Annotated in this window: 18 protein-coding genes; 9 read left to right on the top strand and 9 right to left on the bottom strand. The window is 61.2% G+C overall.

The window, feature by feature from the left end; all coding sequences use genetic code 11:
- Window positions 1-6: 6 nt before the first annotated feature.
- The 5 genes from ACTNB2_RS03200 to ACTNB2_RS03180 all read right to left on the bottom strand — a co-directional run bounded on the left by ACTNB2_RS03200 (window position 7) and on the right by ACTNB2_RS03180 (window position 6,091).
- Window positions 7-1,944 (bottom strand): Stp1/IreP family PP2C-type Ser/Thr phosphatase, encoded by a 1,938-nt coding sequence (locus ACTNB2_RS03200; RefSeq protein ID WP_441041747.1) that lies wholly within the window; start codon window positions 1,942-1,944, stop codon window positions 7-9.
- A complete protein-coding gene (locus ACTNB2_RS03195; protein WP_055250779.1) occupies window positions 1,941-2,357 on the bottom strand; it encodes an FHA domain-containing protein in 417 nt (138 codons plus the stop codon). The genes ACTNB2_RS03200 and ACTNB2_RS03195 overlap by 4 nt, the downstream gene beginning before the upstream one ends.
- A gap of 6 nt (window positions 2,358-2,363) precedes the next feature.
- Complete coding sequence (locus ACTNB2_RS03190; protein WP_441041745.1) at window positions 2,364-3,371, bottom strand: FhaA domain-containing protein; 1,008 nt, start codon at window positions 3,369-3,371, stop codon at window positions 2,364-2,366.
- On the bottom strand, window positions 3,368-5,221 hold the full coding sequence (locus ACTNB2_RS03185; RefSeq protein ID WP_441044853.1) for a serine/threonine-protein kinase: 1,854 nt from the start codon (window positions 5,219-5,221) through the stop codon (window positions 3,368-3,370). Before ACTNB2_RS03185 ends, ACTNB2_RS03190 begins: the two co-directional genes overlap by 4 nt.
- 144 nt (window positions 5,222-5,365) lie before the next feature.
- Window positions 5,366-6,091, bottom strand: a complete 726-nt coding sequence (locus ACTNB2_RS03180) for a hypothetical protein (RefSeq protein WP_441041742.1) — start codon at window positions 6,089-6,091, stop codon at window positions 5,366-5,368.
- Between the two features lie 115 nt (window positions 6,092-6,206).
- Between ACTNB2_RS03180 and dnaX the strand changes: the two genes are divergently transcribed.
- The 3 genes from dnaX (at window position 6,207) to recR (ending at window position 9,854) form a co-directional block, all read left to right on the top strand.
- Window positions 6,207-8,702 (top strand): DNA polymerase III subunit gamma/tau, encoded by a 2,496-nt coding sequence (gene dnaX, locus ACTNB2_RS03175; RefSeq protein ID WP_441041740.1) that lies wholly within the window; start codon window positions 6,207-6,209, stop codon window positions 8,700-8,702.
- 221 nt (window positions 8,703-8,923) lie between these two features.
- Window positions 8,924-9,244 carry a YbaB/EbfC family nucleoid-associated protein gene (locus ACTNB2_RS03170; protein WP_427719331.1) on the top strand — a complete coding sequence of 107 codons (321 nt, stop codon included), beginning with the start codon at window positions 8,924-8,926 and terminating at the stop codon, window positions 9,242-9,244.
- A gap of 13 nt (window positions 9,245-9,257) precedes the next feature.
- The gene (recR, locus tag ACTNB2_RS03165; RefSeq protein WP_099432550.1) at window positions 9,258-9,854 is read left to right on the top strand and encodes a recombination mediator RecR; all 597 of its coding nucleotides are present in this window, start codon (window positions 9,258-9,260) and stop codon (window positions 9,852-9,854) included.
- Between the two features lie 448 nt (window positions 9,855-10,302).
- Here the strand turns inward: recR and ACTNB2_RS03160 are convergent, their stop codons facing one another.
- On the bottom strand, window positions 10,303-10,743 hold the full coding sequence (locus ACTNB2_RS03160; RefSeq protein ID WP_079268190.1) for a GNAT family N-acetyltransferase: 441 nt from the start codon (window positions 10,741-10,743) through the stop codon (window positions 10,303-10,305).
- Between the two features lie 164 nt (window positions 10,744-10,907).
- On the opposite strand from ACTNB2_RS03160, the gene ACTNB2_RS03155 reads away from it, so the two are divergent.
- From ACTNB2_RS03155 to ACTNB2_RS03135, 5 genes are all read left to right on the top strand, one after another.
- Window positions 10,908-11,810: a hypothetical protein gene (locus tag ACTNB2_RS03155; RefSeq protein ID WP_441041738.1), complete on the top strand. Its 903-nt coding sequence runs from the start codon at window positions 10,908-10,910 to the stop codon at window positions 11,808-11,810.
- The gene (locus tag ACTNB2_RS03150) at window positions 11,807-13,648 is read left to right on the top strand and encodes a serine/threonine protein kinase (protein ID WP_441041737.1); all 1,842 of its coding nucleotides are present in this window, start codon (window positions 11,807-11,809) and stop codon (window positions 13,646-13,648) included. Before ACTNB2_RS03155 ends, ACTNB2_RS03150 begins: the two co-directional genes overlap by 4 nt.
- A gap of 3 nt (window positions 13,649-13,651) precedes the next feature.
- Complete coding sequence (locus ACTNB2_RS03145; RefSeq protein WP_441041735.1) at window positions 13,652-14,590, top strand: FHA domain-containing protein; 939 nt, start codon at window positions 13,652-13,654, stop codon at window positions 14,588-14,590.
- 476 nt (window positions 14,591-15,066) lie between these two features.
- Complete coding sequence (nifJ, locus tag ACTNB2_RS03140) at window positions 15,067-18,606, top strand: pyruvate:ferredoxin (flavodoxin) oxidoreductase (protein WP_441031887.1); 3,540 nt, start codon at window positions 15,067-15,069, stop codon at window positions 18,604-18,606.
- Window positions 18,607-18,797: 191 nt separating this feature from the next.
- Complete coding sequence (locus tag ACTNB2_RS03135) at window positions 18,798-18,980, top strand: hypothetical protein (RefSeq protein WP_427729279.1); 183 nt, start codon at window positions 18,798-18,800, stop codon at window positions 18,978-18,980.
- Here the strand turns inward: ACTNB2_RS03135 and ACTNB2_RS03130 are convergent.
- From ACTNB2_RS03130 to ACTNB2_RS03120, 3 genes are all read right to left on the bottom strand, one after another.
- Window positions 18,977-20,338 carry an ATP-binding protein gene (locus ACTNB2_RS03130; RefSeq protein ID WP_441041733.1) on the bottom strand — a complete coding sequence of 454 codons (1,362 nt, stop codon included), beginning with the start codon at window positions 20,336-20,338 and terminating at the stop codon, window positions 18,977-18,979. The two genes, ACTNB2_RS03135 and ACTNB2_RS03130, sit on opposite strands and share 4 nt — an antisense overlap.
- A 241-nt stretch (window positions 20,339-20,579) precedes the next feature.
- On the bottom strand, window positions 20,580-21,101 hold the full coding sequence (locus tag ACTNB2_RS03125; RefSeq protein ID WP_441044854.1) for a hypothetical protein: 522 nt from the start codon (window positions 21,099-21,101) through the stop codon (window positions 20,580-20,582).
- Between the two features lie 5 nt (window positions 21,102-21,106).
- Window positions 21,107-21,523: a DUF3830 family protein gene (locus ACTNB2_RS03120; protein ID WP_154518619.1), complete on the bottom strand. Its 417-nt coding sequence runs from the start codon at window positions 21,521-21,523 to the stop codon at window positions 21,107-21,109.
- A gap of 602 nt (window positions 21,524-22,125) precedes the next feature.
- Between ACTNB2_RS03120 and arcC the strand changes: the two genes are divergently transcribed.
- Window positions 22,126-23,088: a carbamate kinase gene (arcC, locus tag ACTNB2_RS03115; protein ID WP_006235166.1), complete on the top strand. Its 963-nt coding sequence runs from the start codon at window positions 22,126-22,128 to the stop codon at window positions 23,086-23,088.
- Window positions 23,089-23,397 lie beyond the last annotated feature (309 nt).

Below are 23,397 nucleotides of genomic sequence, written 5' to 3'. Positions count from 1 at the left end.
CCCTTTCTAATTCTTATCGGAGGCTTCGGCCTCGGCGGACTGTTCGGCGGTTTTTTCGGAATTCGATTTGGAAGTCGATTCCTGGTCGGTGTTGTCGCGAATCGTTTGCGCGTCGATCACCTGGCGGGTCTGTTCCTCATCGATCTGATGACGGTACTTGGAGATAGTGTCCTGCGCGTCGTCGACACTCGTTTGCGGAATGCCTGCTTTCAGACGATTCTGCGTGTCTTCGGGTAGGTCGGATAGCTTGATGGCGGTCGTGCTCTCGAGCCAGTGCAGCTTAAGGCCGAGCGGCTTGCCGGGGATGCCCCGGTAGACCGCGACGGTGTCCTTGTAGGTGCCCAGGTAATACGAGCCGGTGACGCCCGCGTAGGCCCAGATGGTTGCCGCCAGCACAAAAGCGATGCCCAGGATGGCGGCAATGGTGACGTTGCGGCGGCGAACACGCTTTGCCTCGCGCATGACGCCGTCGTCGACCAGGTCCACAACGACTACCGTCACGTTGTCGTGGCCGCCGGCAGCGAGCGCGGCGTCCACCAGGTTGTCGACGCAAATCTGCGCCGTAGACGATTGCGTGGCGATGTTTTCGATTTCGCTATCGGGAATCATGCTCGAAAGGCCGTCCGAGCACAGGATCAGGCGGTCGCCCTCTTCGATGTGCAGGGTAAAGTGGTCGGCATACATGGCGGGGTCCGAACCCAGCGCACGCGTGATAACCGAGCGGTTGGGATGGACGCGCGCCTCGTCGGCCGTAATTTCGCCAGCGTCCACGAGCTCCTCCACATAGGAGTGGTCGCGGGTCACGCGGATGAGCGTGCCCTCGTGGAGCAGGTAGGCGCGCGAGTCGCCCACGTGGGCGATGGCGAGCATGTCGTTTTCGATATAGGCGCAGGTTGCCGTGCAGCCCATACCGGGCTTGCCCAGGCCGTTGAGTGCGGCCTCGATGACGGCGGCGTTGGCAGCTTCGACGGCTGCGGCTAGGCGCGCGGCGTCGGCAGCCTGTGGCGCCGTCTTGGCGATGGTCTCGACCGCGATGGAGGAGGCTACCTCGCCGGCGGCGTGACCACCCATGCCGTCGCACACGCAAAAGAGCGGCGACTGTACCAGGTAGGAGTCCTCGTTGTGCGGACGCACGCAGCCAACATCGGAGCGGGCGCCCCACATGAGTTGCGTGGTGGTGCCGGCATCGTAGGTCGAATCGGTCTCGATGCGCTCGTCGGCCAGCGGCTCAAAACTCATGGTCGAACCAGGGTCCTTGAGCTTGGCCTCCACGGCGGCGACATCAATCTCGGCCGTGTCGCCGGGCGAGACGGCGTTGGCCTCGTTGCTCGGATCGTCGACTTTAGACGTGGCGGGCACTTCGGTTGTGTTGTCGGCAGGCTCTTCGTCTTGCGGGGCGACGGCTGCGGGCTCGGGTGCCGCGAAGTGCGCGGGCGCGGGCGTGCTGTGGGGCTGAGAGGCGTCCTCCGTCGCTGTGACGGGCATCTCTTCGGCCGTAGGCTGCACGGCCTCGGGCGCCGATGCGGCCGCGGGGGAGGATGCCGCCGCGGGTGCCGGTGTAGATGCGGGCTCGGGCGCTGCGGTGGGTGCTGGAACTACGGGAAACACCGGTGCCGTGGGCTCGGGGGCCAAAAACACCGCGGCGCTCTCATCGATTGCCGCGGCGACAGACTCGGCAAAGTGGGCCGGCGCAGGTGTAGTTTCCGGTGCCGAAGGTTGATCGGCAACGGCGTGCGCGCCGATGGGGGCATCGGTGGAATTATCTTCATCCTGGACATCGGTGGGCATCGGATGGTCTTGCGTTACATGCGAAAGAGGCAGGGAGAACACGGTGTCCTCGGGCTCCACGGGCGCAGGGCCCGCCGGGGCGGCATGAGCCGGCACGGCCGCGGGGGCAGCCAGTGCCTCGGACATGGTTGCGGACTTGTTCTCCTCGTCGATCATCGACGGTTCACCTTCATGACCACGTCGCCAATCTGGACTTCGTCGCCCTCGCGCAGCGTTGCGGGCTCCACCAACTGGCGGCCGTTAACAAGGGTGCCGTTGAGCGAGTTGAGGTCCTCGATAATAAGTGCCGGGCCCTGCAGCGAAAAACGCGCATGCGAGGCAGAGACAAACGGCTCGTTGATGCAGATGTCAGATGACGGCGAACGACCGACGATGACGGGGCCAAGCATATCCACGTGAATACCGCGGATGCCGCGCGGGCCCTTGTCCACATCGATCGTCCAGATGGCAGAGTCGCGGCGCTGGCCGCGCACGAGCCCCACGCCGGTCTTCATGACGGCGAACAAGAAGATATAAAGCAGGACGACCAGTACGATGCGGCCTGCAAAAAGGACGATATCGATGTTCATAAGCGATTAACCCCTAAATTCAAAGGTGCTCAGGCCAAACGTTAGCAGATCGCCGTTGCGCAGCGGGCAGCGCGTGATGCGGCGGTTGTTGACGAGCGTGCCGTTGGTGGAGTTGAGGTCCTCGATCGACCAGTCAGAGCCGGTAAAGGTGAGCTGGGCATGACGGCGCGACACGTTGGGGTCGCGCAGGGCGATGTCGGATACCGAGCGCTCACGACCGATGGTCACCTGCGCGGAGGTGATGTTGTGGCTCTCGCCGCTCACGACGTCGACGAGTTGGGCGAGCGGACGCTGCGGGGCGCGGGGACTTGCCATGTTGGAGGCGATGCTGGTCGCAGCGCCAAGGCCCACGGCGGCGCCAGTGGCAGCCGCTCCGCCCATACCGGCAAGTGCGTCGCGCGAGACGGTTTGCGGCACAGGGATGGGGGCTGCGGGATCGGGGACATTGGGTGCAAAGGGGTCGGCCGCAGCGAGCGGGTCGGGAGCGGCAGCGCGGGGTGTCGGCTGCTGCTGGGGCATGGCGGCCGGGTGTTGCTGCGGCGATGCAAACTGCTGCTGGCCGGCGCGGGGGGCGCTTGCGGCACGGCTTGTGGCCGAGCTGTTCTGTCCCAGGCCATTTTGATAGGCGCGCTCTTCCTCGTACAGACGGCCGAGCGTGGGAGCGTCGACGTTCTCGGCAAAGACCGAGAACTTGCCGGCGCGCAGCTGAGGGTCGATCATAAAGCGAACAAGGGGCTCGCCGACAAAGACGTAGCGGCGTTTTTCGGCCTGCGCCTTCACAAACTCGCGCACCTCGCGCGAAAGCTCGGGATAGAACGGGGCAAGCATGGGATCGTCATCGGCGGCGATCAGGATGGTATAGAGCGCCGGCGCGGTGTTGACGCCGTTGATCACCAGAGTTTGATCCTCCATGTCGCGAGCAGCCTGCTTGGCAAGCTTCTTAAAGGAGAACGGGGCACGGGTGGCACCGAAGATGCCGGCCACGTGGTCCTCGAAGATGTTCAGGAAGTTCACGAAAGATCACTCTCCGTATAGGTTCTTTGGTATCCGAGCAAATACAGGCATATCCCAACGATTATAGAGGATAGGATTCCCGCAACCGCCGCCTTGGCGACGACCGTGCCCGCAAGGCTGGCAATTTCCATATGGTGTGCAAGACAAAACGATACGGCCGAGCCGATACCGGCGACGGCAATTGCGACGATGGCGGCGAGGTTTGACCCCTGCTCGGCGCGCTTGGCATGGGCATTGAGCAGCAGCGACGTTGCCGCGGCTGCTGCTGCAATCAGTGCGAAGGCGGCCCAGAGGAACGCGTCGCCCAGCGCTGCGGCGACATTGCCAAGCCCCAGCACGCCTCCCGTAGGGAGGGCAGCTGCGGCCAGGCGGGCAAAAAGCGCGCCTATACCCGTGGCGGCAGCGGCGCTTGCCGGGCCGAGCCAAAACGCCGCGAAGCCCGCGGCGGCCCCGGCGGCAAGGATGGCGTCGCCGGTTAGACAACCTAGCGCAAGCGCGCAGGTGAGTGCCGCGCTCGCGGCCGCTTCGGTGCGTCCCCAGGCAATCCACCATCCGGACATGGCGGCGGCAAAAATGACCGCGACCGGCAGCATCGACAGGATGCCCTGCGCCTGCATGGTGGCGTTGGCCATGAGCACCAAAAAGCCCACGGCCGAGATAGCCGAGCCGATCTGCGGTGCCAAGCCTGCCGCCGCGCCAATAGCGATGGCCGCGGCGACCAGCCCGGGAAGCGCCGCGACGCCCGCTGTCTGCATAAGCAAAAAGCTGAAGGTTGCACATGTTAGCGCCGAGATACCGCGCATGGTGTAATCGCGCGCGCAGCTCCAGCGCGTGCCCGCCCAACCGAGCGCGGGGTCGACTTCGATGGCGTTATCCTCGTAAGGCAGCGACTCCATATCGTCTGCTGCGTGCTCGTCGTCCGAAAGCTCGCTTACCATCTGCTCCAAGCTGCGATGGCCTTCGCGCACGCTCCCCAAGCCGGCAAGGAGTTGGTCGCAGAATGCCTCGATGCTATCGGGGCGGTCTTGCGGCATAGGGGAGAGGGCGCTCATGAGCGCTGCCTCGGCTCCCGGGGGAAAGTGCGGGATCAGCTCGCTGGGGTAGGTGGCGCCGCCGATGATGCGGTCGAGCGAGTCGGCAGGCGTTGCCGCCATAAAGGGGGCGCTGCCGCACAGGCCCTCGTAGATCACGCAGGCAAGGGCAAAGACATCGGCGCGCTCGTCGACCGTGCCGGTCTCGATATCGAGCTGTTCGGGCGGCATGTAGCCGATGGTGCCGCCGCGCGATCCGCCAAAGCCGCCGGCAGATGACAGCCGCGCCATGCCAAAGTCGGTGAGCTTTACATTGCCCGAGTGGTCAATGAGCACATTGGCGGGCTTTATGTCCAGATGAAGCACGCCGTTTGCATGGGCAAAGGTGAGCGCCTGACCCAACGCGTCGGCAATGGTCACTGCCTCGTCAAAGGTGAGCGAGTGGCCGTCCACGATATGCAAAAACTCGGCCAGCGACATGCCGTCGACATACTCCATGACCAGGTAGGCATAGGCGGTGTCATGCGTAAAGTCGATAACCTGCACGATATTGGGATGTTGAAGCATGGCGGCGGTATGTGCCTCGCGCAGTACATCCATGATGTCGCTGGCGGGCATGCCGGAGCCGTTGATAAGAGGGATGCGCTTAATGGCCACGCGACGACGCAGGTGCGTGTCGCGGCAAATCTCGATGGAGCCAAAACCGCCGGTCGCAAGCGTCTCGAGCGGCTGGTACCGCTTGAGCAGCTCGCGAGAGCTGGTGCCCTCCAAAGGGACGTCCGGCGAGAACCGGGCGGTATGTTGCGAGAAAAGCGGCATGGCCAACCCTCGTGCGTTTAAAGTTCGTTTGCGAGCGGCGGGCGCGGGGCCGAGCCATTCGCGGTGGCATAGATGCTGCTAGTGTAGCACGCTCTGGTGCATGGGGAGGATAGCGGGATGCGAGGCTGCCTGTCTGACTTGGCCTTAGCGCTTCTTCTTGCCCTTCTTCTGCTTGCACTGCTTGCCCTTGTTGTTCTGGGGCTTGTCTGCCTTGTCTCCCTGCTTGGCCTCGGCTGCAGCCTTCTCGGCCTTCATTTTCTTCTTCTTGGTCTCGATGCGGAGCTTTTTGTTGATGTGCGCCTTAAGGAAGGAGCCAAACTGCTCGGCGTCGCCGCGAACAAAGGTGTCCTTGGGGATCGTCACGCCCTGGTCTGCGAACATGGCAACAAAGATGCGCTCGCCGTCGAGTACGTGGTCGAGCTTCTCAAACGGGAAGAACTGCGACTTGCCGCTCTTGCCCCATACCATCAAGCCGTCCTCGTTGGCGGCGACGCGGCGATAGCGGCCACCCATGGACTTGTCGGCCTCGACGGCGTCGATAAAGTCGCGGGCGAGCGTGTGGTGCAGGTTTTTGCTCCACCAGGCCAAAAAGGCGCCGAACACGATCAGGACGACGCCAAACTTGATCCAGTTGCCGCCGGCCACCAACATGCCGATGCCGAGCAGCGCGGCAATTGCCGCGGCGACATACAGCGAGCCGCGACGCCTGGGCGAGGCGACCAAGCGGGCGAAGTCGGTGACGAGGTCGTTTTCGTACTGATACTCGTTGAGGTACAGGATGCCGTCGTCGGCTGCTGCCTGTTTCTCGAGCGCGACCTCGACCTGGTCGGCTGCTTCGGAGGGAACGAGGTTGCTCTCTGCGTCTGCCATGCTCTTTGGACTCCTATCGCGGCGGGCTCGCCGTACGGGTTATTATGAGTGCAGTATGCCGTGCGACCGCATGGCCGTCGCGGCAACAAGACTCAGTATACCCGGGGGAGCACCCATGGAATCGTTGTACCGAAAGTATCGCCCGCTCACCTTCGACTCCGTGGTGGGCCAGCAGCATATCGTCTCGACGCTCGAGCACGCCATCACCGAGGGACGCCTGTCCCACGCGTACCTGTTCTGCGGACCGCGCGGCACGGGCAAGACCACCATGGCGCGCATTCTGGCCAAGGCGCTGCTATGCCGCAATGCCGAGGCGGCGCGCGCCGAGGGCGCAAGCGGCTGCATGCCCGACGGCACTTGCGAAGAGTGCGAGCTCATCGCCGAGGGCAACCACCCCGATGTCTACGAGCTCGATGCCGCAAGCCGTACGGGCGTGGACAATGTGCGCGAGGAGATCATCAACTCCGTTAACTTTGCCCCGGTGCGTGGCAAGTACAAGATCTATATCATCGATGAGGTCCATATGCTCACGACGGCGGCGTTTAACGCGCTGCTCAAGACGCTCGAGGAGCCGCCGGCGCACGTGATCTTTGTGTTGTGCACCACCGATCCGCAAAAGATTCTGGAGACCATCCTCTCGCGCTGCCAGCGCTTCGATTTCCACCGCATCGGCAACGAGGATATCGAGCATCGTCTGTCCTACGTGTGCGAGCAGGAGGGCTTCGATTACGACGACGAGGCGCTCGCCATCGTGGCGCGCCATGCCAAGGGCGGCATGCGCGACGCGCTTTCCACGCTGGAGCAGCTGAGCGTTTTTGGCAACGGCGCCGTGCATGCGGACGATGCCCGCTCGCTTTTGGGCGAGGTTTCGGACCAGATCCTGGGCGAGTTTGCCCGTGCCATCGCCGAGCGTGATATTGCTGAACTCTATGGGCTCATTCGCGCACAGGTCGAGGAGGGCAATGACCTGCTTGAGCTGACGCGCGACCTGGTGGCGCACGTGCGCGACGTGTATGTGGCCTGCGTTGCCGGTACCCGTGCCGAGCTGTTTGAGGGCGGGGCCGAGCAGGCCGAGGCGCTTGCTGCCGAGGCCGCTGCCTTTGGCGGGCATCCGGCCGACCGTCTGGCCCGCGTGCTGACAGTGCTCGACGATGCCGCGTTGGAGATGAGGGGTGCGAGCGACGTGCGCCTGGTGCTCGAGATCGCCTGCACGCGCCTGGCACGTCCCGAGGCCGATCTGACCATTGAGGCCCTGGCCGAGCGCGTGGCACGCTTGGAGGCCATGGTCGCCAACGCCGCGGTGCCGGCGAGCGTGGCTGCTGCTAGTGCTGCGCCTGCGGCTGTCGCGGCTGCACCTGTGGCGACACAACAACCGACGCTGATCTCGGGTGCCCGAGCTGCCGCTCCGACGGCATCTGCCGCTCCCGCCGCTGCGTCTGCGCACCAGGGCGGCATGCCCTGGGACCGCGGCGCTGCCGCTCCGGCGGCCCAGCCTGCGTCCGTGTCAGCTTCCAAGCCTGCGGCGCCTGCGCCTCGGCCTGCGCCAGCTCCGACGCCTCAGCCCGTTGCGGCCCCCGCGCCTATCACCGCTCCGGCGCCTAAGCCCCAGCCCAACACTGCCGCTCAGGTTGCTGCCGCCGGCGCCGCCGAGACCCCTGCGGTCGAGGATGCCGGCGAGCTCCAGCGCAAATGGGTCGAGGTCGTCGAGCGCGTCAAGGCCCAACAACCTTCTTATGCGGCTCTCCTGTTGAACGCTCGCGCTACGGCAGACGATGGTTCTAAGCTCACGGTCTCGTTCCCTACGGCATTTGCTATCAAGATGCTCGGGCGTGCTGATACACAGGCGGTGTTTTTGCCGACAGTCAGTGCGGTCTTCGGTCGTCGCACCGTCGACTATGTCCTGGATGGGGGTGTCAGGCCGGCTCCTCAACATGAGGAGCTTTCTCCATCTGCACGGGCTGCGGCATCTGCGGACCCGCAACCCGTGTCCTCGGCGGCCCCTGCATCCTCGAGCGCCAGCGCGCCGCAGCAGCAAGCGGCACCGGTAGCGGCATCGACCCTGTCGGCGTCTAAGCTCGCGGCGCCCAAACCGGCTGCTCCGGCTCCCGCGCCCAAACCCGCTGCCGCGCCTGCACCCAAGTCATCCGACCTGGCCAAGGTCCCCTGGCTGCGCTCCGACAACCCTGCCGGTGCTTCTGCCACGGGCAAGCTCCCGACCGAGCCCGCGCCCCGAGTGTCCGAGTGCGCGTCTGCTCCCAAGATTCAGCCGTCTGTGCAGGCTGCGCCATGGGAATCCGAGCAGGTACCCTACGACGACGCCATGGTCGGCGGGTTCGCCGGCGATGCGAGCGGGGAAGATCTTCCTCCGTTCGACGTGCCTGCCGCGGCGCCTGCGCCCAGCCCTGCCGCTTCGGCCGCAGCTCCCGCAGCTGCGACGTCCGTTCCTGCAAGTGACGACGCCCTCGCTGCCCCTTGGGAGTCCAACCCCGGCGCCGGCAGTCCTTTCGGTCACCAGGGCGCAGCCCCGGGCATCCCGCAGACCGAGGACGAGGCCAAAGCCCTCATCCGTAGTGTCTTTGGCCAGTCCACCATCTTCAAACCGGTGGAGTAACTATGCGGGCGGGTATATACGCCGAGTTGTGAGACCTTGCATAATTCGACCTTGCATAGTCTTGGGCGGCGCGTCACGCTAGAGGACATGTATATCGACTGAGTTAGCGCGACCGCCCCGCTCGTTTGCCCCGCGCCGTGGTACGATTTTTGAGTTTGAAAGTCCCGCCGTGCCCGGCTGCCCTTGCAGCTTGTCGCGCGACCACACGTAAAGGAGCCATCATGGCCGGTATGAACATGCAGCAGATGATGAAGCAGGCCCGCAAGATGCAGGAGCAGCTTGCCGCCGCGCAGGAGAACCTCAAGTCCCAGACCGTCGACGCTTCTGCCGGCGGCGGCATGGTCAAGGTGACTGTCAACGGCGAGATGGAGCTCGTCAACCTCACCATCGACCCCGATGCGCTCGATCCCGAGGACGTCGATATGCTGCAGGACATGATTATGGCTGCCGTCAACGAGGCCGTCCGCGGCGTCAACGAGCTCGCCAACAAGCAGATGGGCGCCATCGCCGGCGGCCTCAACATCCCGGGCATGCCGTTCTAAGACGCGCACATATATGAGTGCCAACCATAGTCTGCAAAAACTGCTCGATGAGCTGGGCCGTCTGCCGGGCATTGGCCCCAAATCGGCCCAGCGCATCGCCTACTACCTGCTCGAGGCCGACGCCGAGGAGGCGCGCCGCCTGGCCGAGGCCATTCTAGAGGTTAAGCAGGAAGTGCATTTTTGCAGCCGCTGCTTTAATTACGCCACCGCTGACGAGTGCTCCATCTGCCAAGACTCGATGCGCGACACCACCCGCATCTGCGTGGTGGGTGAGCCGCGCGATGTCCAGGCGATTGAGCGCACGGGCAGCTACCACGGCCTCTACCACGTGCTGGGCGGCGTGATCAGCCCCATGGACAAGATCGGCCCCGAGCAGCTGCACATCCGCGAGTTGCTGGCGCGCTTGGGCCACGAGGACATCCACGAGGTCATTATCGCCACCAACCCCAACATTGAGGGCGAGACCACGGCGAGCTACCTTGCCCGCACCATCAAGCCTCTGGGCGTCGAGGTGTCGCGTCTGGCGAGCGGCCTGCCCGTGGGAGGCGACCTGGAGTATGCTGACGAGCTTACGCTCGGCCGTGCTATCGAGGCCCGTCGTGCGATCTAGGCGGCGTCAGCTCCGCGGCATGTCCCGTCGGCCTGCCGCACGGGGCGCTCATAATTGGGCACGCGTTCATGCATTTGTTGCGCAACAAACCTGCTTTTCATCCGCTTATCGCGTGGATGGGTCCACTCGCACCTCGTATTTGCCCATTCGTTGCACAACCTTTTGGGTTCGCTGATACACTCAAATGTGGATATGAAAGAATGCGCCGCTTTAGCGGGGTGTTCGTAAGACAGTTAAATAGGCAAAAGGCGTGACGAAAGTGATCACGCCTTTTTTCATGTAAGGATAGCCGCATAGCGGCGCAAGGGATGGATCCCCTTGTACGGAACGCAGTGACGCACCCCAGATATTCAGGGGGCCGAGCTGTTCGGTCTCGCAGAGCGCACATACGGGTTTAACCCGTATAGAAGTGCGCCCTTAGTATCAGTTCGACAAATCTTAATTTGACTTACTTCTTCACTCTTTTTGATAAATGAAGTTCATTATCATCTACATATCCAAGTTTATTATATACAGTTTGTGCAACAAGATTTTCTTGTCCTGTTAGAAGTTCATATTTGTCAAGTGGATAATTCTTACTGCAATAAGCCTCTGCAAAAGTAATCATCTCACTCGCTAAGCCTCTTTTTCTGTATGCTGGTTTAACATACACTTCTGTAATTTCAGGCATATATTCATCATAGCAGAACGATTTTTTAAGCTGAACACAAACAAATCCAACTAACATATCATCTTCATCAGCAACGATAACAACTTCCTGTTTATTATTCATAAGGGAATTTCTAATATTGTCTATGCTTGTATCGCCCTCACCATTAAATTCGTTGTTTAAGATGTTTAATTGCTCCGCATCATTTACAGTTGCTATTCTTACCATTACAACCTCCATAAATTATTATCTATTCGACCTATTCAAGTTTATCGGTCTGTTTAATCATATACATACGGCTTCAATTTATACAAGAACAGTCCCGGCAGACATTACTGCCGGGACTGAAACTGTTTTACGAATGCTCCCGATTTAAGCGGCGTGTTTTTGTTGGAGGAGAACGCATGCGGCCCGCTAGCACTCAGACAAAGCATGGCGCCGCGGTGCGCATTCGACGCCGGCTGGGCCTGGCGCCTCGGGCGTACGTGCTGCTGTCTTGCTCGCTCGTGCTGGTCATAGCCGGTGTTTCGGCTTATGGCATGACGGTGCCGTCCATGGTACAGGCGCATGCTGAGCGCGAGCTGCATATTGGGCGCAAGGCCAAAAGCGACTTGGGAACGACAACCGGATATGCGTGGGCGAGCGTGTTCTCGCATGTTGTGTTCGGTGGCGACGATGCGGACAGTCCAGAAACATCGGACAACGAGGTTACGCTGGCAAACGGCAAGACCATCGTGCTCACCAACACCAAGGTCATTACGAAGCTTTCCAACAACAGTGTGGCTTCTGTCGTCAATAAGGCCGAGCAGCAGAAGGGGCAGGACGCCCAACAGACAGGCCAGCCCGGCGGTTCGGGTTCGTCTGGCTCCAGCTCCGATTCGTCGGGCGGCGGTTCCGGTTCGGGCTCCGCCTCTGGCGGTGGATCTTCGAGTGGCAGCTCGACGGACGGCGGTGCCGGCGGCGACACGGGCTCGGGTGGTCTCTCGGCTGCCGAGGAGGAGAGTATTCACAGCTGGCTCGTGACCAAATACAACATGCTCGACGGCTATGTCGCCCGCGCCAATAGCGTGGTTTCGACCTATAACGCAACAGGCGATACCGGGCCGTGCGATAGCCTGGCCAACGATATGTTTGTCATCCGTGCCGAGTTTGGCCGGCAAACGTTTTCTCCCAAGTCAAAGTGGTATCAGCAATACGCCAACCTATGGGGTTGCTACACCAATCTGTGCCAATGGGTGGGGCATTATGGCGATGACGACGTCGCGCTCAACAACTTCAATACCAAAGTGGCGGCGATCGCCCTATGACGAATAGCCTTGCTTCTGTGGCAACCCAGTCGCTCAGCCGTGACCCCATGGTGGGCCTGCGCCTGGCGCGCGTTGGAGGGTTTGAGCCCGCCATTGCGCTGGGCCCGGACGAGCTTCCCGCCTACCTGCGCCGTTTTACGATGCTGTTTGCCGATGACGCCACCATGCGCCGCGGCGGTATCGGCCGTGTGACGCGTGCCGTCAACGCGCAGGGCGAGGTCGTGGCACTCAAGCAGCTCATCTTGCCAACGCGCGACGAATTTGATGACGATGTCGCCCACGAGGCGCTGGTCACCAAGTTCAAGGCGGCGTTTCGCGAGGAATACGAATGCCATCGCGCCCTTTCGGGCCTTAGAGGCTTTCCCCGCCTGTATGGATGGGGCGAGGTTGACGGCGTGCCCGCGATTGTCATGGAGTGGGTCGAGGGCGAGACGCTCGCTCGCCTGCGCTCGCGCCTTGCCGTGGACGAGGCCGGGCGTCTGTCGCCGCTCGTGGCGGCGCGCCTGGGTCGCGACCTGTTCGATCTGCTCTGCCGCATGAGCTTGGTAGGCGAGGGGTTCGTCCATCGCGATATCTCGCCCGCTAATATTATGGTGCGCACGGCGCGCCTGCCGCTCGACCGACAGCTTGCCGAAGGCACCTTCGACCTGTGCTTGATCGACTTTGGCTCTTCGCTGGCGCTCGAGCCCGCCTCTGCGGTGGCCGGCACCGGCGGCAAGGCGTCGTTTACCGAGCGCTATGCCACGTTGCGCCGCGCGACGGTGGCCTACGCCCCGCCCGAGATGCTCACCGACGATATCCCCGACCTGCGCATGCTTCGCATGTCGCCGGCAATCGATGTCTATGCAGCGGCGAGTACGGTCTACGAGCTCATCGCCGGTGTCGCGCCGTACGAAGTGGCGCCGGGTGCGTCGGGTACTTCGGGCTCGCGCAAAAAGACGTGCGATATCGCCAGCCCTTATCGCCTCAAGATGGATACGCTGCCCGATTATCCCGTTGGCGCCCATGCGCCCGGCTGCGACTTGACGCAACTGCTGCGACGCGAGCCCGATGTGGCACTTGCCGCGGCCGAACAGGCTCAGCAGCTGGGACTCGATCCAAATTCCGAGGATCTGCGCGATGCGCTGGCGTTTGTCGATGCCCAGTTGTTCGACGTGGTCATGGCCTGCCTGTCCTGCCATCAGGAAGATCGTCCCGAGCCGGCTGCGGTGGAGGCGGCGCTCTCGGCATTTTGCGACCACTATGCGCAAAATGTCGCCCGCTCGCTTCGCGCCGAGCCGCTCATGCCGTGCCCGATGGAGGTATCGGGGCACACAGCCCGGCGTGCGGCGATGGTTGGGGCGACGGCGGTATGCGGCGTGCTTTGGGCTGTGGTCGTGGTATCAGCTGCGCTGTTGGCGTCGGGCGCCCATGTGACACTCGTCGTAGGACCGCTTATGTGGTCCGGGAAGCTGCCGGCCATTATCGCCGCACTGGCGTTGGCACCGCCGGGCATGGTGGGCATCGCTGCCGGCGCCATGGCACACGATCGTCGCACGGGGTTCCTGCAAGGCGTACTGGCGCTTTCTGCCTGCGAGGTTCCGGTGCTGATCGCGGTTGCATGCACCGTGTTTTCCCAACGCGCCGTAGCGAGCGGCTTCGTTGCCGCCTTAATTGCAACCTATGCGCTCACGTGGTTTTTGCTGGCGATGGGGTTTGCCTTTGAGCTTCCCGTCGTGTCAGCGCGACGTGCGAAAATTTCCATGGCGACGCCGCTTGCCGGCGGAGCCGCGGCTGCTCGCGCCTTTGGCGGGCCGGCCGAAGTATCCGACACTATCTCTGCGACCAAGGAGGGCTAAGCCATGGCTTCTCAAGCTGAGCTCACCCCGTGCGGGGCAATGTTTGACATCTTTAAGCGCGCAGCGCACCTGAGCCATATCGAACTGTGCGGCCTGGTGCTCTCGAGCCGCCCGCTCGTCGACGGCCGTAGTCCGCAGAGCCGTGCTGCCGATCGCTCTTGGGTTTCGCGCTTTATCGTGCGCGCGCCGGTCGGCACGCTGCAGGAACGTTATTTTGCCGATTACGGTACCTCGGCCGCGCGCATTATGTCGCAGCTGGCCTTGCGCCGCCGCAATCCCATGGACGCCGCGGCCGTGACCAACATGGTGTGCGGCCCCGCTGGCGAGCCCATGGTGCGGGCACTCGAGGAATGCCATCAGGACACGAATCTCTATCGCAATGCGCTCGAGCGCCTGTCGCAGGCGGCTGAGCTCATGCCCGCCGAGCGCGCTGAGGCCATCCTGGTGCTGTTTGTCGCCGTGGGCTGCTCGGCAGATGTCCGCTCGTCGGTGACCTATGCCCTCGACTACGCTCATGCGACCTGTGGCGGCGCCACGTCGACGCCGCGCTCGCTGAGCACCTCGACGGTCACGGGCGAGCACGAGGCGGCGCCTGCGCACCCGTTGGGACTGCTGCGCGTGCAAAACGGCTACGTGGTGAGCGCCCCGCGCTGGATTCAGCCGAGTGAGGAGGGCGTCGAGATCGGCGCGCTGGCGACGGGGGAGGGCGATATCACCGATGTGGGCGATGACGTTTCGGCTCGCCATGCCCACGTGTGGTGCGATGACCAAAATGTCTGGTACGTCGAGGACCTGTCGTCCACCAACGGAACCGTGGTGGTAAACGGCGCGACGAACGTCTGCACCCAGGTCGAGCCCGGCCGCTCCGCTCGGCTCAACCCCGGTGACGAGCTCAGGCTCGGAGAATCCACAACCTACGCCATCCTCCTCGGCGCCCTCTGACTCATCTCCTAAATAAGTTGCGGTGAAATAGGGACTGTTTAAGGCTACGGCCGGCAAAAACAGTCCCTATTTCATCGCAGCTGCCATTTGGTCCCTCGGTGACGGAAGGATTATTTTTGCCCTTGATGGTCGCTCGGGATAAACCTTTACCGCCCGCCTATATTTGTCGAAATTACACTTGACGGCGGGGTACAATAAACCCGCATGCGGATTTCCGTTGCGGGCGCTTCCCATCACCGGGGCGTGCCCGGGAGCATCCGGCATGCGGCCTTTGCGGCGCTCGATCATGTGCAAGACGGGTAGCTGGGCCTGTGGAGCGCGTGCAGCCTCCTCGCCTCGGCATGCCTTCTCTCCACGCCATGTATCTGCTGCTGAGTCCGCCTGTCAGATGACTGGAAGCAACAGCGAAAATCCCATCACGCCAACATCCCGGTAATCGCCGGGGCCTGTATACCTATATGAGAGGAGAGGGGTATATGGCGCGTAAGTTTAAGTCTATGGACGGCAACGAGGCGGCCGCATATGTTTCGTATGCGTACACCGAGGTAGCGGGAATTTATCCCATTACGCCGTCCAGCCCGATGGCCGACCATGTCGACCAGTGGGCGGCCCAGGGTCGCAAGAACATCTTTGGCACCCCGGTCAAGGTCGTCGAGATGGAGTCCGAGGCGGGTGCAGCCGGTACCGTTCACGGTTCGCTGGGCGCCGGTGCTCTGACCACCACCTACACGGCTTCTCAGGGCCTGCTCCTGATGATCCCGAACATGTACAAGATCGCGGGCGAGCAGCTCCCGGGCGTCTTCCACGTCTCCGCGCGTTGCGTCGCTTCCCACGCCCTGAACATCTTTGGCGATCACTCCGACGTCATGGCCTGCCGCCAGACCGGTTTCGCCATGCTCGCCGAGGGCAACGTCCAGGAGGTCATGGACCTCTCGCCGGTGGCTCACCTTGCCGCCATCGAGGGTAAGACCCCGTTCCTCAACTTCTTCGACGGCTTCCGCACCAGCCACGAGATCCAGAAGGTCGCCATGTGGGACTACAAGGATCTTGCCGAGATGTGCGACATGGACGCCGTCCAGGCTTTCCGCGACCACGCGCTCAACCCTGAGCACCCGCACACCCGCGGCAGCCATGAGAACGGCGACATCTTCTTCCAGAACCGCGAGGCCTGCAACAAGGTCTACGACGAGCTCCCTGCCGTCGTCGAGGGCTACATGAAGAAGATCAACGAGAAGCTCGGCACCGATTACGGCCTGTTCAACTACTACGGCGCTCCCGATGCCGATCGCGTCGTCGTGTGCATGGGCTCCTTCTGCGACGTGCTCGAGGAAGTCATCGACTACCTCAACGCTCACGGTGAGAAGGTCGGCCTGGTCAAGGTTCGCCTGTTCCGTCCGTTCTCCATCAAGCACTTCGTGGACGTTCTCCCCGAGACCGTCCAGAAGATCGCCGTCATGGACCGCACCAAGGAGCCGGGTTCCATCGGCGAGCCGCTCTACCAGGACGTCGTCTCCGCTCTCTACGAGGCCGGCAAGACGGGTATCAAGGTCGTCGGCGGCCGTTACGGCCTGGGCAGCAAGGACACGCCTCCCGCGTCCGCGTTTGCCGTCTTCGAGGAGCTCAAGAAGGACGAGCCCAAGCGCGAGTTCACCATCGGCATTGTCGATGACGTGACCAACCTGAGCCTGCCCGAGGCCGAGGATGCGCCCAACACCGCAGCTCCCGGCACCATCGAGTGCAAGTTCTGGGGTCTGGGTGGCGACGGTACCGTCGGCGCCAACAAGAACTCGATCAAGATCATCGGCGACCACACCGACAAGTACGTTCAGGCCTACTTCCAGTACGACTCCAAAAAGACCGGCGGCGTCACCGTCTCGCACCTGCGCTTTGGTGATTCCCCGATCCGCTCGCCGTACTACGTGACCAAGGCCGACTTTGTCGCTTGCCACAACCCCAGCTACATCGTCAAGGGCTTCAAGATGGTCCGCGACGTCAAGCCTGGCGGCACCTTCCTGGTCAACTGCCAGTGGAGCGACGAGGAGTTCGCCGAGCACATGCCCGCCGTGGCCAAGCGCTACATCGCGAACAACAACGTCAACGTCTACCTGATCGACGCTATCGACCTGGCCGCCAAGGTTGGCATGGGCAAGCGCACCAACACGGTGCTCCAGTCCGCCTTCTTCGCGCTGGCCAAGGTCCTGCCCGCCGAGGACGCCCTGCAGTACATGAAGGACGCGGCTACCAAGTCCTACATGAAGAAGGGCCAGGCCATCGTCGACGCCAACCACAAGGCCATCGATGCCGGCGCTACCGCCTTCCGTAAGTTCGAGGTTCCGGCCGACTGGGCTACCGCCGAGGACGCCGCTCCTGTCGAGCTTTCCGAGGAGACCAAGTCCGCTATCGCCCAGCAGGTCAAGAACCTGCTCGAGCCCATCGATCGCATGGATGGCGACAGCCTGCCCGTTTCTGCCTTTGTCGATTGTGCCGACGGTCAGTTTGAGCTGGGCGCCTCCGCATACGAGAAGCGCGGCGTCGCCGTGGTCGTTCCTCACTGGGACGAGACCAAGTGCATCCAGTGCAACCAGTGCGCCTATGTGTGCCCGCATGCCACCATCCGTCCGTTCGCGATGACCGAGGACGAGGCTGCCGCCGCGCCCGAGGCTACCCGTACGCTCGACGCCATGGGTCCCAAGGCCAAGGGCATGAAGTTCACCATGGCCGTGTCCCCGCTCGACTGCATGGGCTGCACCAACTGCGTCAAGGTCTGCCCCAAGGGCGCCCTCGAGATGGTTCCCGCCGAGCAGGAGATGGATCAGCAGCCCGTTTGGGACTACATGGTCAAGAACGTCTCCGAGAAGAAGGAGCTCATCGCGGCCAACGTCAAGGGCAGCCAGTTTAAGCAGCCCTACCTGGAGTTCTCCGGCTCCTGCGCCGGCTGCGCCGAGACCGCTTATGCACGTCTGGTGACCCAGGTCGCCGGCGACCGCATGTTCATCTCCAACGCCACCGGCTGCTCCTCCATTTGGGGCAACCCCGCTGCCACCGCTCCTTACTGCAAGGACAAGGACGGTCACGGCCCGGCGTGGAACAACTCCCTGTTCGAGGACAATGCTGAGCACGGTCTGGGCATGGCCATCGGTTACGAGGCCGTCCAGAATAAGCTGATCGCCGCCACCCAGGAGCTCATCGCCGCTGACGGTCCGTCCGACGAGCTCAAGGCCGCCGGTCAGGCTTGGATCGACTCCGTCAACGACGCCGAGGCCTCCAAGACTGCTGCTGCCGCCTACGTTGCCGAGCTCGAGAAGTGCGGCTGCGACGCTTCCAAGGCGATCCTCGCCGACAAGGCTTACCTCACCAAGAAGTCCTTCTGGATCTTCGGTGGCGACGGTTGGGCCTACGACATCGGCTTCGGTGGTCTGGACCACGTCCTGGCTTCTGGCCACAACGTCAACGTCTTCGTCTTCGACACCGAGGTCTACTCCAACACCGGCGGACAGGCCTCCAAGGCTTCGAACCTGGGCCAGGTTGCTCAGTTCGCCGCTGCCGGCAAGGTGACCAAGAAGAAGTCTCTGGCCGAGATCGCTATGAGCTATGGTTACGTCTACGTGGCGCAGGTCGCCATGGGCGCCAACCCGGCTCAGACTCTCAAGGCCATCCACGAGGCCGAGGCCTACGACGGCCCGTCCCTCATCATCGGCTACAGCCCCTGCGAGATGCACTCCATCAAGAAGGGCGGCATGCAGAACTGCCAGGCCGAGATGAAGAAGGCTGTCGAGTGCGGTTACTGGAACCTCTTCCGCTTCAACCCCGAGGCTGCTGCCGGCAAGAAGTTCTCGCTCGATTCCAAGGAGCCCGCGGGCGGCTATCAGGAGTTCCTGATGAACGAGGCCCGTTACGCTTCGCTGACGCGCTCCTTCCCCGAGCGCGCCGAGGAGCTCTTCAAGGAGAACGAGCAGGCCGCTATGGACCGCTACGCTCACCTGCTGAAGCTTAAGACGGTGTACAACGAGGCCTAGGTCTCCCACCGCAGGATCTGAGGGCTAACCTTCGCGGACGTCCTCGGACATGAAAGAACCCCCGCTGCGCACTACGTGCGGCGGGGGTTCTTTCGTCCTGCGGAATGTCCGCGAAGGTTAGCCCCCAGATCCTGCTACGACTACGTCCTCGGATTGTGGGGCTGAATGAAGGACGTGGCTGAGGGGGCCTTTTGCCCCTTTCGCTGTTTCGCGGCTTTGCCGCGAAAGTCGCGCTACTTTGGGGATGGATGGAGGATTTGGCTGTTGCCGCTTCTTATCCCTTTGCTTTTTCGCGGCTTTGCCGCGAAACGCGCAGCACCTTGGGAAATGCATTGATGCGTGGGCGGGGCTGGATTGCGGATTCAAATGGCTAGAGAGATATGGGTGCGAACGAGAAATCGTTATTGGGGTCATCCTTTTCCATAAACTCATCGAGACAAAACGTCATGTAGATTGGAACGTACAGAACCTTGCCCTCTTTGCTGAGATTCTCGTGGCTCAGTACAACGGCCTCGGGAATTTTGTACTCGCCTACACTCATCAGACGATCGAGGGCCGCGTGCGCTCGAACCTTCTTACCCGATTTGACCTCGATTGGAACAACATGCCCGTGGGCGCCTTCGATTACAAAGTCAACTTCACCGACCTCACGCGTTTGGTAGTACCATGCATCCGCCCCGAGGGCAACAAGTTCCTGCGCGACCACGTTCTCATAGAGACCACCAAGGTTGGGAGTTTTCATATCAAGATAGACGGCGCGTGCAGTGCTGCCGGGGTACCGCGATGCTAGCATGCCTGTATCAGACTCGTATAGTTTGAAGGCTGTCGTTTTCTCCGTCCTCTTGAGAGGACTCCGTGGCTCCGTCACCCTGGCGACCATCAATCCAACACCTGCGTTAACAAGCCACAGGAAATCCTGTTCATATTTTTTAAGGCGAGCTCCCTCACCCAGAGACGAAACAACAAAGCGATGGGACTCCGCCTCAAGCTGAACGGGAATTTGCTCAAAAATCGACCGAACGTTAAACGCTCGAGTCGATGCATATTTTGAGATATCGCTTTTGTACTGATCGACCAGCTGAGTTTGAAGCTCACGTGTGCTCACGAGCGAATAACCCGAATCAATATAGTTCTGAACGACCTCCGGCATGCCGCCGCAAATGATATATGCTCTATAGTTTTTGAGCATCGCCTCATGAATATAGTTTTCGACAGGATGCTTCTCGACAAGGCAGCTGCGAATACCGGCAAGCACATTCTCGCTGACGCTGTTTGCCCAACAAAACTCTTCAAAATCCATTGGGCGCATAACAATGTGCTCGACATACCCCACCGGAAAAGAAGAGATTCCCTTAAACTCAGTCCCAAGCATAGACCCCGAGAAGACATAGCTAAAGCGCCCATCCTCGACCAACGCCTTCATGAGTGTAACGATCTGCGGATACTCCTGAATCTCATCGACAAAGACAAGCGTGTCCCCCTCAACAAGCGGCGCATTCGCAAGAAGGGCTACGCGGTTGATAAAGTCAACGGAGTTCTTTGCACCAATAAGCACATTCTTTGCCTCGACATTGAGTAGTAAATTGACCTCAAAATACGAAGCGTAGTTGCTTTTTCCAAACGCGCGAATCGCATAGCTCTTGCCGATCTGACGCGCACCAGTAACAAGTAATGCCTTATTGGAGTTATTCTTCCAGCTCAAAAGCCTATCAGTGACCTTACGGCGTAGCATAAAACCCCCAAATGACAAAAATTGGCAGATAGAATTGCCTAAAATCATACAAAAATTCGCGGATAATAGCGTGCGTAAATATACAAAAATTGGAAGATAGCAAAGGTCCGATAAGGTCTCAAAGCCACTGAAACAGCGCTCTACTTTGCGAAGGGGCTGGAGACGCTGCTGTGTGCGTCTCCAGCCCTCTGATTCTTACTTTTGGTTCCGCGATGGGACTTTGTTGGCCTTCCTGGTCGGTTTACCTTGTCTCGCCGCTCTCTGTGCGTAGGCGGTAGCCGTGGACGAGGTCGCTAATAGCCGGCCAGGGAATCTGGCGGTCGACCCAAAATTGGAGCTGGACCAGATAGCGCTCGGTGGCGCGTGTGAGGGCCGCGAACTGTTCGTGAGTCTCTACCTGGGCGTAGAGGTCGCGGCTGTGGGCGAGGATTGCCGTCGTGTCGTCCATTTTGCCGGTGACGTCGAAGGCGCCCGAGAACCAGTCGCACAGGCGCGCGGCACTATTGTTGATTGTTGCGAGGTCGGCGGTGCCGTCGTTGACGTTTTCGTTGGCCTGGGCACGCAAGAGGGAGAGGGCGTCGGCGGCGTTCATACAGTAGCCGACGGTGAAGTTCCAGACGGCGAATTCGCGGCCTGTGTCGAGCTTGCGGCGGCGCATGTAGTCGATATCGCGCGGTTCCTCGAGCATCATTTGGTCGGCGAGGGCCTCAAGTGCAGTGGTGTACTCGGCAAGGTCGAGTGTGAGCAGGGTGTTGATATCCATCATCTTTAGGCCTCCGTTTCGATCTCGACGATTTCGTTTTTAATGTACATGCCCTGGTTGTCCCAGACATTGCGGCAGGCGGCGGCAAAACGCTCGCGGTCGGCTTCGCAGATGCGGGCGAACATGTTGCAGGTGCCAAAGGGCTCGCACACGTCAAAGAAGATGCAAATTGACGACCAGCCGCCATACCAGCTCACGGCGCCCGCCGGCTCATGAAAGACGGGGTTCTCGATGTGCTCGTAATTGGCGATGGGGCCCGATACGGGATAGGTTACCTCGGCATCGCAGATCTTGGCCGAAAAGATACGTGACTCGACCGGACAGGACGATTCGAACAGCTTGCATGCCTCGGGAGCCTTGTCCCAGAGCATGTCGGCGAGAAACGTCTCGCCATTTAGCGTGATCTTGAGCATTTTTGTCATAGTAAGGACCTCCTCAATCCGTCGCTCAAGGGGTTCGCTGGCGGATAAGGAGAAGACGGCAGCGGGGTCGCCGAACCCAAACTTCACGACAGATCTCTGTCGCCCCAGCCCGTGCTGTTCCTCGCTAAAGTACCATGCCGCAATTACGCGCGCAATATCAGTTTTTGAATTTCTGGAAGCGGCAATCGACGAGACGGCTCGCCGGCTACCGGCCGACGCGCGGTATGAACACTTGTCTATTCCTTAAGTTGGATGAAAAACGCCATGTTATTGCAGGGCTGCATACTCGTCTTAAAAATGCATAGAATCTCGTATAGTGCGAGTAAGATATTGAGCTGTCTGTTTTGTGTTTAGCAAAGATATAGTTTGCATAATCTGGTCTAATCCCTGCTCTATCAAAATAAAGTCGCACGTAAATAGCTTAGATATGCTTGAGCTGGGCATCTTTACGCTGAACGGGTAAAAACGACCGTTCACCGTTCAACTGTTTTCAAAATGAATAAAATGAGCGATAAAGAGAATATAAACCTTAATAAACTCGCGTATTGCACGGACGTAGGTTATTAATGGGATGTAGGCCTTTTACAGAAAGGATTCCAGCAATGTCTAAGCCTCTTGGCAAGCCCGATCGTATTGTCGTCGCCCTTGGCGGCAACGCCCTCGGCAACAACCCCGTCGAGCAGATCGAGGCCGTGAGCAACACCGCCCACGCACTTCTTGGTCTCATCGAGCAGGGTAACGAGATCATCATCACCCACGGCAACGGCCCGCAGGTCGGCATGATCCAGAATGCCTTCGCCGCCGCCCACGACGCCATCGGCACCCCCGAGATGCCGCTGCCCGAGTGCGGCGCCATGTCCCAGGGCTACATTGGTTATCACCTGCAGCAGGGCATCGGCCGCGAGATGCACAAGCGCTATAAGCGTTGGCACGCCGCCACCGTCGTCACCCAGATCGAGTGCGATCCCGACGATCCCGCGTTCAAGAACCCGACCAAGCCGATCGGCCCCTTCTACACCGAGGAGCAGGCCAAGGAGTTCATGGCCGAGGATCCCTCCAAGGTCTTCGTCGAGGATTCCGGCCGCGGCTGGCGCCGCGTCGTCGCCTCCCCCGATCCCAAGAAGATCGTCGAGGCCGACTCCATCCTCAACCTGCTCGACAACGAGTTCATCGTCATCGCCTGCGGTGGCGGCGGCATTCCCGTCGTCCGCGACTACGAGAACAAGGGTTGCTACAAGGGCGTTCCCGCCGTCATCGACAAGGACCTGGGCGGCGAGCTGCTGGCCGAGGACTGCGACGCCGACGTTCTGTTCCTGCTGACCGCCGTTGAGCATGTCGCCATCAACTTTGGCAAGCCCAACCAGGAGGAGCTCGAGGACCTCACCGCCGACGAGGCCGAGCGCCTGGCCGACGAGGGCCAGTTCGGTAAGGGTTCCATGGAGCCCAAGGTCCGCGCTGCCATCAAGTTCGCCCGTTCCCGCAAGGGCCGCACCTGCATTATCGGCGCCCTGGACAAGGCCGCCGAGACCATGGCCGGCCTCTCCGGTACCCGCATCCACGAGTAGCCTCTACTCTGTTGCCTCTCTTGTGGGCGCCAGGCAAAGCGCCCACAAACTAGCCTCTCTTCATGAGCCCCGCAGTCCGCTCCGACTGCGGGGCTTTTGCTATTGAGGTGACTGTTCATGAGAAGCGCTGAAGACCGCGGAAACCCGGCACTTGGGGACGTTCCTTTTCTGCCGGCATCTTGGGACAGTCCTTTTCGGCAGCGCGAGCGGTCGTCTGCAAAGACCGTCCCCAGTGGCTAGTCATTTAATGGCTGGTCATTTAAGTCTGTCCCCAATGACTAGTATTGGCCATTTAAATCTGTCCCCAAT

It is taken from the genome of Collinsella sp. HCP28S3_G2 (assembly GCF_052065125.1).
In the GTDB taxonomy this organism is placed as follows: Bacteria; Actinomycetota; Coriobacteriia; order Coriobacteriales; family Coriobacteriaceae; genus Collinsella.
This window is presented reverse-complemented; position numbering and strand designations above follow the sequence as displayed.